This window comes from bacterium (genome assembly GCA_030647555.1).
GTDB lineage: Bacteria > Patescibacteriota > Andersenbacteria > UBA10190 > CAIZMI01 > CAIZMI01.
The window spans coordinates 1-9244 of the sequence record JAUSJG010000002.1 but is presented as its reverse complement, the minus strand read 5'-3'; the positions used below and the strand labels follow the sequence as shown (position 1 = coordinate 9244).

The 9244-nt window shown below is 43.9% G+C and carries 10 protein-coding genes and 1 tRNA gene; 8 read left to right on the top strand and 3 right to left on the bottom strand.

All coding sequences use genetic code 11. The annotated features are described in order from the left end of the window. The first annotated feature begins 272 nt into the window (after nucleotides 1-272). The 3 genes from Q7S57_00265 (at nucleotide 273) to Q7S57_00255 (ending at nucleotide 1786) form a co-directional block, all read left to right on the top strand. A tRNA-Ala gene (locus tag Q7S57_00265) sits at nucleotides 273-332 on the top strand. Nucleotides 333-362: 30 nt separating this feature from the next. Beyond that, nucleotides 363-1559: a hypothetical protein gene (locus Q7S57_00260; protein ID MDO8511686.1), complete on the top strand. Its 1197-nt coding sequence runs from the start codon at nucleotides 363-365 to the stop codon at nucleotides 1557-1559. Beyond that, nucleotides 1556-1786 (top strand): hypothetical protein, encoded by a 231-nt coding sequence (locus Q7S57_00255; protein ID MDO8511685.1) that lies wholly within the window; start codon nucleotides 1556-1558, stop codon nucleotides 1784-1786. The genes Q7S57_00260 and Q7S57_00255 overlap by 4 nt, the downstream gene beginning before the upstream one ends. 64 nt (nucleotides 1787-1850) lie before the next feature. Here the strand turns inward: Q7S57_00255 and Q7S57_00250 are convergent, their stop codons facing one another. Next, nucleotides 1851-2264: a hypothetical protein gene (locus Q7S57_00250; GenBank protein MDO8511684.1), complete on the bottom strand. Its 414-nt coding sequence runs from the start codon at nucleotides 2262-2264 to the stop codon at nucleotides 1851-1853. Nucleotides 2265-2524: 260 nt separating this feature from the next. Here Q7S57_00250 and Q7S57_00245 point away from each other — a divergent pair, with 260 nt between their 5' ends. From Q7S57_00245 to Q7S57_00230, 4 genes are all read left to right on the top strand, one after another. Next, nucleotides 2525-2983: a hypothetical protein gene (locus Q7S57_00245; protein MDO8511683.1), complete on the top strand. Its 459-nt coding sequence runs from the start codon at nucleotides 2525-2527 to the stop codon at nucleotides 2981-2983. A 169-nt stretch (nucleotides 2984-3152) separates the two neighbouring features. Continuing rightward, nucleotides 3153-3608, top strand: coding sequence for a hypothetical protein (locus Q7S57_00240; protein ID MDO8511682.1), 456 nt, complete (start codon nucleotides 3153-3155; stop codon nucleotides 3606-3608). Nucleotides 3609-3862: 254 nt separating this feature from the next. Continuing rightward, a complete protein-coding gene (locus Q7S57_00235; protein ID MDO8511681.1) occupies nucleotides 3863-5392 on the top strand; it encodes an HD domain-containing protein in 1530 nt (509 codons plus the stop codon). A 31-nt stretch (nucleotides 5393-5423) separates the two neighbouring features. Then, nucleotides 5424-5963, top strand: coding sequence for a type II secretion system protein (locus tag Q7S57_00230; protein ID MDO8511680.1), 540 nt, complete (start codon nucleotides 5424-5426; stop codon nucleotides 5961-5963). Between the two features lie 446 nt (nucleotides 5964-6409). Here Q7S57_00230 and Q7S57_00225 read toward each other — a convergent pair whose 3' ends face one another. Both Q7S57_00225 and Q7S57_00220 read right to left on the bottom strand, forming a co-directional pair. Continuing rightward, nucleotides 6410-6724, bottom strand: coding sequence for a hypothetical protein (locus tag Q7S57_00225; GenBank protein ID MDO8511679.1), 315 nt, complete (start codon nucleotides 6722-6724; stop codon nucleotides 6410-6412). Between the two features lie 65 nt (nucleotides 6725-6789). After that, the gene (locus Q7S57_00220) at nucleotides 6790-8073 is read right to left on the bottom strand and encodes a phospholipid carrier-dependent glycosyltransferase (protein MDO8511678.1); all 1284 of its coding nucleotides are present in this window, start codon (nucleotides 8071-8073) and stop codon (nucleotides 6790-6792) included. Between the two features lie 369 nt (nucleotides 8074-8442). On the opposite strand from Q7S57_00220, the gene Q7S57_00215 reads away from it, so the two are divergent. Beyond that, a complete protein-coding gene (locus tag Q7S57_00215; protein ID MDO8511677.1) occupies nucleotides 8443-9108 on the top strand; it encodes a hypothetical protein in 666 nt (221 codons plus the stop codon). The last annotated feature ends 136 nt before the right edge of the window (nucleotides 9109-9244 follow it).

The following is a 9244-nucleotide window of genomic DNA, read 5'->3' as shown; positions in this document are numbered from 1 at the left end:
TCGATTTTTGACCATGAATAATGTCCCCGCCTTGATGAACCAATCGATTAATCTCATCGGGGTCACTGCTTGTACCGAGGGTTTTAACAAACTTATAAATGCCCCCCTTTTTGTCCACGATTGTTATCGTGACGGAGCCGTTTTTGTTGTGATTTTTTCGGATGAACACTAAATAATTCTAGCAATACAGTACCCAAATAACCATCTGAAATAAAAGAAATCGGCTTAAATCAGCCAGTATTTAAAAACGAAAAAACCGTCCGCCGAAGACAGGAGTGGCAGAGCACCCGGTTTGCATCCGGGAGATGAGAGTTCGATTCTCTCTGAGTCCACCCAACGATATTTTGTGCTAACATTGTGTCATGTCAGAACGCGCGCCAAAATTTACTCCTTATTCCGGTGAAGGCGAATCCGGTTTTGGTGAAATTAAATCTGTTGAAAAGGCCGAACAGATTTCCGCATCGGTTTTGGGTGTCTTGCAGGAACAACGGGAGTTAAACACTTTTGATGACGTGGCAACTAATCCCAACGCCTGGTTGGTTTTTTCGGCCGAATTCGATCAAAAAATGAAGAACGAAATGGATGGCCAGCCGGAAAGTCATTCGGACCATTTTGTTAATGCCGTGTATCAGATGCAGAAAACTAAGGCGATTGAGCAGTATCTTTATCAGGCGAAAATTAAAGGAGTGGAAACAATTTTAAAAGGGGATTATTTTGAGCAATTAAGATTGATTTGTTCTGCTAAAGCGGAGCAGTCGATAGTGACTGCGTTGTTTCGAGCGGGAGATAATACTGATGTGCGTAAAGAAATTGTGGCATTGTTTACAGCAGTTGGCGCGACTAAATGGGGTGGAGATATCGAAGATAATTTGCAACGATTGTGCTCCGGTGCCGAGCTGGAAAAAGAAGAACATCAGGAAGCACTGGGATTAATGCGCGGTGTCACTGGGCACGTGGCGGCAATTGATATTCTTCATAAAATTTTTAACAGTGAAACATATAGTCCTTCTGTTGAAATTGATGGCAGGCACGGTATTGATATCGGCGCGCGCTCCTTCAATGACGAGGATTCAAGTGTCGCGATGGCAGTGCAAGTAAAAGCGCGGAATATGTTGGAAAATGTCGGTGGTGTGTTGCTCACGGCTGTTTCAGCAAACGCGGATGAGCGGATTGGTTTTGTTGAAAAAGTTGATAAAAGTCGTTTAACTCCAGACGAACGAATTGGTCACGAACGGGAGTTGGCCATTGGGAAGTTGCAGGGAGGAATGTTTTGGTTAAAAAAACAAAAGATGGAGAGTGTTGACGAAGAAAATTTGGTGGGCGTGCTGATGGAGTTACGATCTTCGCAGTATGGCCGAGTATTCGATGTGGCTGATTCACAAGAGGGGTATTTTGACATTAGCACTGGGGTATGTAATTATGCCCTTCTCGAAGAGGTGTATCGTCAGGGTGAGGGACTTTTACAAGAAATCGCGCAGATGCGTGAAAAGGCGAGAAGTATTTATCAAGGTTCATTAAGAATTCATCGTGATAAACGCGGAAAGGTGGGTGCGGTATGAGTTTTCTTTCGGGATTTTGGAAGCCTCATCATCAAGAAGAGGAAAAACGACCAAAAACCGCTTCTGTTGGGTGTGAACAGGCAAAGAATCTGATTGCGCAAGCGGTCACGGAGTCGCTTGGAAACACTGAAAGAGCGATATTGTCTAAACATTTGCATGGTTGCACTCCTTGTCAGCTGGAAATGATTCGGCAACGACAGGAAAAAGAGGAAGTAGCTCGGGGCTAGCGAAAAGCGAGCCCTGTTTTTTTAGAAAAAAGCGAACACGAGGTGTCCGCTGGGTTATAACCGTTTACTCGTACCAGGCACGGGGGTTTTCGGGAAGAGGAACGAGACGAATTGGCCGGATGGTTGGCATTTTCGCATTGGGGCTTGCGACTTCAAGATGTTCGAAGAGGATACTCTCAAAGATGGATTTGATGTCCAATTGAATCATTCGCATTCTCTTTCGGGCGTCTTTACTGCGATACAAGATTTTGACAACGACTTCATCGTATGTGCCTGGGATTAGTCTTGTGACAGGAATGATGATGGTGGCAATCCTTCTCCAGTTTAGAAAATGGTCAATAATGCTGGCCGGCCAGATTCGTCTGCGGTAAATGAAAAGAGCGGTGTCTTTCCGTAGGTTGTTTTCTGCGCACTTAAAAGTGGCGCAAAAGCAACGGAACGGAGTTTCTTCTAGACAAGTGTTAATTTCATCGATCATGATTTTTCTGCCTATGGTTTGAAGATTTGATTTCAAAAGAACGCAAGGTCATCGTTGCGTGAGAAGCTGTTTGTGTCAACGAGTTTATCAGTGACCGACCCCGGCCGCCTGCCCCTCGTAGCTTTAGCGAAGTGGGGTGCGGGGACGGTCCCAGATAAACGCCACCATTGACAAAAAAGCGTGTTTTGCGCTAGTTTTGTGTGTTGCCGGGCGACGTTGTCTGGCATTGTTCCGAGGAAATTGTTCTGAAGGAGAGAGCTGTGAATAAACCCCTTCCGTTTCATGAACTGATGGTGGGAAAGATTCTTGAGGCACGTATTTCGCCGACTCGTTTTTACATCTACTGTGAGCTTCTTTCCGGGGCTGTGATTCCGGCCGGTCACGACGACTTACTTGAAGCAATTCTTGAAGTTGTGGGTAATTTTGCGCGAAATGAAGTTGTTGATCTGGCCAAGACCCATATTCTCGATCAGAAGCGGCTGGCGGAGGAGAAGGCCGAATCGAAAGCGCTTGAATTGGCGGAAAAGATGCTGAGGCTGGATGAAGCGTTAGCTGCCGTTGTGGACGATGACGATTCCGCGACACCGCCCGAAGAACCCGAAACCGCGACGGGGGCATCGGTTGGTCATGGTGGACGACTGAACGAAAAAGAACGGCTGGATCGTCTGCGAGAAGGTCTCGGGGCGATTCCTGATGCGTGTCGTCCGTGCGTTAGTTAGTTCTGCGTCGTACTTATGAGTTCGACGCTTTTTTATTAGGGTGTTTGACTTTAGGGGTGACCCTTAAAGTTCCTGAATTCCCAACCATTGACAAGAAACCTTGTTTTGCGCTAGTTTGGTTTGTTGCCGGGCGAATGGCGCTCGGTGTGTTCCTGGGAAAAAGCGGAGGATGTTAGTCATGGCGGAAAACGAAAAACCCGCTGAAGTGTGGCCGTTTCATAAATCGATTCTGTTGGCCATTCGTAACGAAGACTTGGATCCCGAAGGTTGGCTGTGGCTAATTCGTCGCACGCTCATCCCTGCGGGTCACGATGCGATTCTTGAGGCGATGGACGAAGCGGAAATTAACAGTTGCTGGGACGAGGAAGTCGTTTTGGCCAAGCAGCACGTTCTCGAGCAGAAACGTCTGGCGGAGGAGAAGGCCCAACAGCGACTTCTCGAAGAGATAGAAATGTTGCGGGCGTTGGAGGCTGCGTTGGCTGCCATCGTGGGTGATGATGATTCCGCGACACCCCCCGAAGAAACCGAAACCGCGATGGGGGGGGCGTCGGTTGGCTCTGACGAATTGACGGGAAAAGAACGGTTGGAGCGACAACTCTTAGCCATCTCTGATGAATTCTCTTAATCGTCTCCGAATGACATCGTTTGGTGTTATTAATTAGTTCAGCGTCGTGTCCCAAGGACATGGCGCATTTTTTTAGCTTTTTACGCTTAATGGTAATGCGTACTTGACGATAATATCCAGATTTAGTAAACTATAGGTGATGAAACTTGATGTCGCGTCTCATGGACACGACGCATTTTTTTAGGGTGTTTTTAAGGGTGACCCTTAAAGTTCTGATACCTTACGTTACGATATATTTAAGGTAGACTTATTTTATGAACGAGATTCCTATCGAAATCACGAATATTCTGCAAACACTGCAAAACGCGGGCTTTGAAGCTTTTGCTGTGGGCGGTTGCGTGCGGGATCTTTTGCGCGATGTTGAACCAAATGATTGGGACGTAACAACATCCGCTAAGCCGGAAGAAATTCAAAAGCTATTTCCCAATAATTTTTATAATAACAATTTTGGGACGGTGACGGTTTTGACTGGGAGTAATAAAGATAATTTGAAAGAAGTGGAAATTACTCCTTATCGAACAGATTCGGTTTATTCCGACCAGCGACACCCGGACGAGGTGAAATTCGGTGTGAGCTTAGATGAAGATTTGGCCCGACGGGATTTTACGGTGAATGCGATGGCGATGGGAACGGTCGACGACGAAACCCACCCTCGCCCTCCCTTGAATAAGGGAGGGAATGCAACGCTTCCTCCCTTTACCAAAGGGAGGCGGGGAGGGATTCCGTTGGAAATCATTGATCCGTTTGGTGGTCAAAAAGATTTGGAAAATAAACTTATTCGTGCTGTTGGTGATCCAAGCAAGCGTTTCGGTGAAGACGCACTACGCCTACTTCGCGCTGTGCGTTTTGCGGTTACTTTGAATATGGAAATCGAGCCGGAAACTCTTAATGCACTGAAAGAGCAATCAAACGCCTTGGCAAAAGTTTCTCAAGAGCGTATTCGCGACGAGTTTGTGAAAATTGTTATGTGTCCGGCGGCAGAATCGGGAATCAATCTTTTGTTAACAACGGGGCTATTGCAACACATTATCCCTGAACTTTGTGAGGGTGTTGGTGTAATGCAAAACCATCATCATATCTATTCTGTTTACGATCACAATGTAAAATCACTCGGTTTTTCGGCTGGCACGAAAGACGAATTGCATGTTCGCTTGGCGGTGCTTTTGCATGATGTGGCAAAACCGCGTACAAAAGCGGGAGAATCGCCGGAAGCGACATTCTACGGCCATGATATTGTGGGCGGAAGAATGACGCAAAAGATATTAACGCGCTTAAAGTTTCCAAAAGAACTTGTCGACAAATCTTCGCATTTGGTGCGCCATCATCTTTTTAACTACGATATCGGTGCCGTTTCGGAGGCAGGAGTGCGTCGCTTGCTTAAGCGTGTCGGTCCCGAAAATTTCGGTGATCTGTTAAAAGTTCGTATGGCGGAACGCTTGGGTTCCGGTGTGCCAAAAGCACGGCCATTCCGTTTGCGTCATTTGGAATTCATGGCAGAAAAAGTCTCACGTGATCCGCTTTCAACAAAAATGTTGAAGATTAACGGTCACGATATGATTAATGAACTAAAAATGGAACCGGGGCCAAAAATCGGGGCGATTCAAGAAGTTCTTTTAGCGGAAGTAATCAAAGACCCGGCATTGAATACACGGGAGTACCTTATGGAGCGTGCCAAAAAATTAATGGACGAGGAACTGGAAGAATTACGCAAAAAATCCCAAGATACGATTGCGGAGAAGCAATTGGAGGAGGAAAAAGAGATAAAAAGAAAGTACCACGTTTGATGTTTTTGCCGCCTGTGGTACGCTTAAATTTATGCAGGATAAAAATAAAAACAAAAAAGGTTTCACGTTAATAGAATTGATGGTGGTAATTGGGATTATCGGTATTCTTAGTTCGCTTATTTTGGTTTCGCTAAATCTCGCACGTAGTAGGGCACGGGATGGACAGCGCAGGAATGATATTAAACAGATTATGACTGCGCTCGAATTATATTATGCGTCTAATGGCGAATACCCCAATACTTCAAATGGTGTTGGTAAGTCAAGTTCGCCCAATGATACGTGGTTTACTAGCAGTGATTCGAGTTGGGCAACCTTTACCGCAAAATTAGCCCCCTACTTGAGTTTGCCAAAAGATCCTAAACAGAGCGCGTCGGGTTGGCCAGGTACTGCTAATACATATGGGTATTCATATTTTTCACTGAAGGAGTATGGATGCCAGAATCAGAACTATATGCTTGTTTATCGTTTGGAAAATACTAGCGGAATAATGAGTCCTGGAGTTACCTTTTGTGAGGGAACCAGCTTTAATTATGGTAATGGCACTATAACGACCGGTGTGAGTGGCCGATAGCGTTTAAATCAAAAAAACCGGTTGGGTTTCCAACGGAGGGTTACAGGATTGTGCAAAAAAACTAATGAATGAAGATTTGGAAGAGTTGCGCAAAAAATCTCAAGATACAATCGGGGAGAAACAACTAGAGGAAGAAAAAGAGATAAAGAGAAAGTATCACGTGTAAACCAGGGTTGAACCTTGGACAAGATTGTCCAAGGTTCAACCCTGGTCGGTTGTCGTTCCTGTCGCAAGCAGGAACCAAATGTCGTCTTTGCGAGCCATCGACCATTGTTTACAATGGGCGAGGCGTGGCAATCTATCTTTAATTCGTTGTAGGAGCAATTCATGCCTGCCGGCCATAGATTTAGCTGCTTTAGCGACCGCGGGAATTGCCACTACGCCGTTGTCCAAAAAAAAGACAAACGTGTACAAGGCTACTCTTGTTTTTTTGGAGCACTAAGTTTTTAAAATCCCAAATAAACTATTTTGTAAAAATTGATTACAATTAAAACAATAATCATCGTTGCAAGAATCCATAACATTATTTTCATCAAAACATTACTAGTTTTATTCGCTCTCAGGAAAATCATAAATGCCGCCAAAATCAAGAATAGATATGCAGCATATTGTCCAAAATATGTCGTCATAGCTAAAATCAAAATTGTGCCAATAAATTTAATTGGAACGATTTTTGATTTATTTTTTGGTTCTGTCGGTGAAATTTTCGATGCAAAAAACGTGTCCACACAGATGTAGAACATAATTATTGTTCCGAACATATATACTATACCAATAGCTCCCATGAAAATCATATTTCAATTATATAATCATTTATAAAAAATTACTAATACGGAAAGAAGAACGGCACGAAAGGAATTTTGCTGGGGACAAACATGCCTGATGCTTCGGGATAGAGCAAAACAAAACTGATAAAGATTACGACGAAGAACACAATGATAAATGGTCGCCATTTTGGTTTGTCTGCTAGGTAAGTGAGGATTAATGACATCAGAAGAATCTCGAAAAAGAAGGTTTCGAAATAGTGGTAGTTGAAGGCAATCCGACCAATTTTGATCCACGGCAACCAAAAACAGAGGGAAGCTATAAGAAGCCAAAGAATTCTTGGTCTGAATTTTCTAATTAAGACAGGGATTGTACCGATAAGGGCAATAAACCCACTCCACCAAAGGAATACATTGCCTGTTGCATTGATTACTCGCCGGCCGCTATTTACTTGTTCCCAGAAAAATAATACCGGGTGGATTACTATCGGCCACTGCCACCACTTTGAGCTGTATGGGTGGGTGGCGGTGAGGGTGGTGTTGTAGTTCCAGACAGACTGGTGCCACCAGACGATTTGCCCCCATAAACCGTTGAACCCGCCGTTCCAACCAAGCATGGGAATGAGCCAGAGAAAATAGACGATGAATGGCAAAATAATGAAGAAAATCGGGTACCAGTAGAATCTGATGCGAGGTAATAATACTTCGGTGTTGTTCAAAAAACCGCGTTTTTTTAATAGGGCGACAAGACCAAAAATAATAATCCATGACCAGATTACGCCAAAGATTGCCAAACCAAGCCATTTGGTGGAAATGACGTTGCCGATGAATAAGCCGGAAACGAGGGCGGAAAGAAGTGCGTAGACTTTATTTTTTACGCGTATACTCAAGAAGAAAAAGGTGAGCGCGAGCGCGATTTGAGATAAAAGAAACATGTCGGGAAGGCCGGTGCGTCCATACACAAAGAAGGCGGTGTCGAGTGAGACCAAAAGGGCGGCAAAAACGCCCGCTAAACGGCGATTGGCTAATAAATAAGCTGTAAAAGCTACGGCCCAACAAAAAAGAATTCCCCAAACCCAGGGGGCCAAACGCCAACCTAAAGGAGTGTCGCCAAAAGTTAATAAACCGAGACTGTGTGGCAGTTCCGCCAAGACGGGGTGAATATCGAAATATGATTCGTGATGGAGAAGTTTCCAGGCAAAAGCGGGGGAATAAACTTCATCAAAGACACGCGAAGTTGGAAAACTAATGCGGATAAAACGAAGAATCGCCGAGAGGAAAGAAATAATAGTGATGGCGATAAAAAATCCCTTTTTTGTTTCGAGCCAGGTGAAAAGTTTTTGCATGATTGGTTTATTATACAAGTAATTTAGACGAATGGAATAATGAGATAATCATTGACCACTCAATTTGAAATTTTCAATTTTTAATTTGAAATCAATTTGAAAGAAAATAATTTGAAATAGCGGAAATGTTGTATTTTGTTATTTAAATATTGAGTTATTTCAAATTGATTAAAAATTTCAAATTTCAAATTAAAAATTGCTCGGCACAGTATTCACGCAATGGTTTTTTATGAATTCAGTTTGCTATTTATTAGAAAAAGTGCTAATATAAGTCTATCAAATCAGGGGATCTTCATTTAGAACGAAAGGAGGTGACGACGGAAGAATATGGAAACTATTAGTGTTTTTGAGACATCTAGAATTGCTATCATGACGTCCATCCAAATGTTGTGGACGAGATTCTTTGGATTCTTGCCAATATTGATTGGCGCCGTGTTAGTGTTCGTAATTGGTTGGATCGTTGCCGTGGCCGTCGGGAACCTCGTAACTCGCATTCTCAAAGCCGTTAAACTTAACGATGTCTTTGACAGAATCTCCGGATTACGGAGCTCCTTGCACAAGGCCGGCATTGAATTAAACGCCTCCGGTTTTGTTGGTGGCGTAGTAAAGTGGTTTATCATGATCGTCACCTTGTTGGCGGCGTCTGATATTCTAGGGCTTACAGGAGTATCATTGTTTTTGAATCAAGTTCTAGCTTATTTCCCAAGCGTAGTGGTAGCTGCCGTTATGATTATTGTGGGAATAATGTTTGGTAATTTTGTTCAAAAGATTACACAAGCCAGCGGAGAAACTGCGAGACTTCCACATAGTGCTGCTGCCGGTGCGGTGGCAAAGTGGGCAATCTTTGTGTTTACCTTTATTGCGACGTTAGTGCAATTAGGAATTGCCGAAGTATTGTTACAGACATTGTTTACCGGCTTTGTGGCCATGGTGGCGATTGCCGGTGGTATCGCGTTTGGTCTTGGCGGTAAGAATACGGCCGAGAAAGTGCTTGGACATTTGGAAGACGATGTAAACAAGAGTAATAAAGAGTAAGAAGAGACAACACAAAAACGGGTACCGCATAAATTTGAAAATTATTACGGTACTTCATGGGTAGGTTAAAAATAAACCCCCGAAGCAGCAATCGATCCCGCCAAACTAGCGGGATTGATTGTGTAACGTGGAAGTC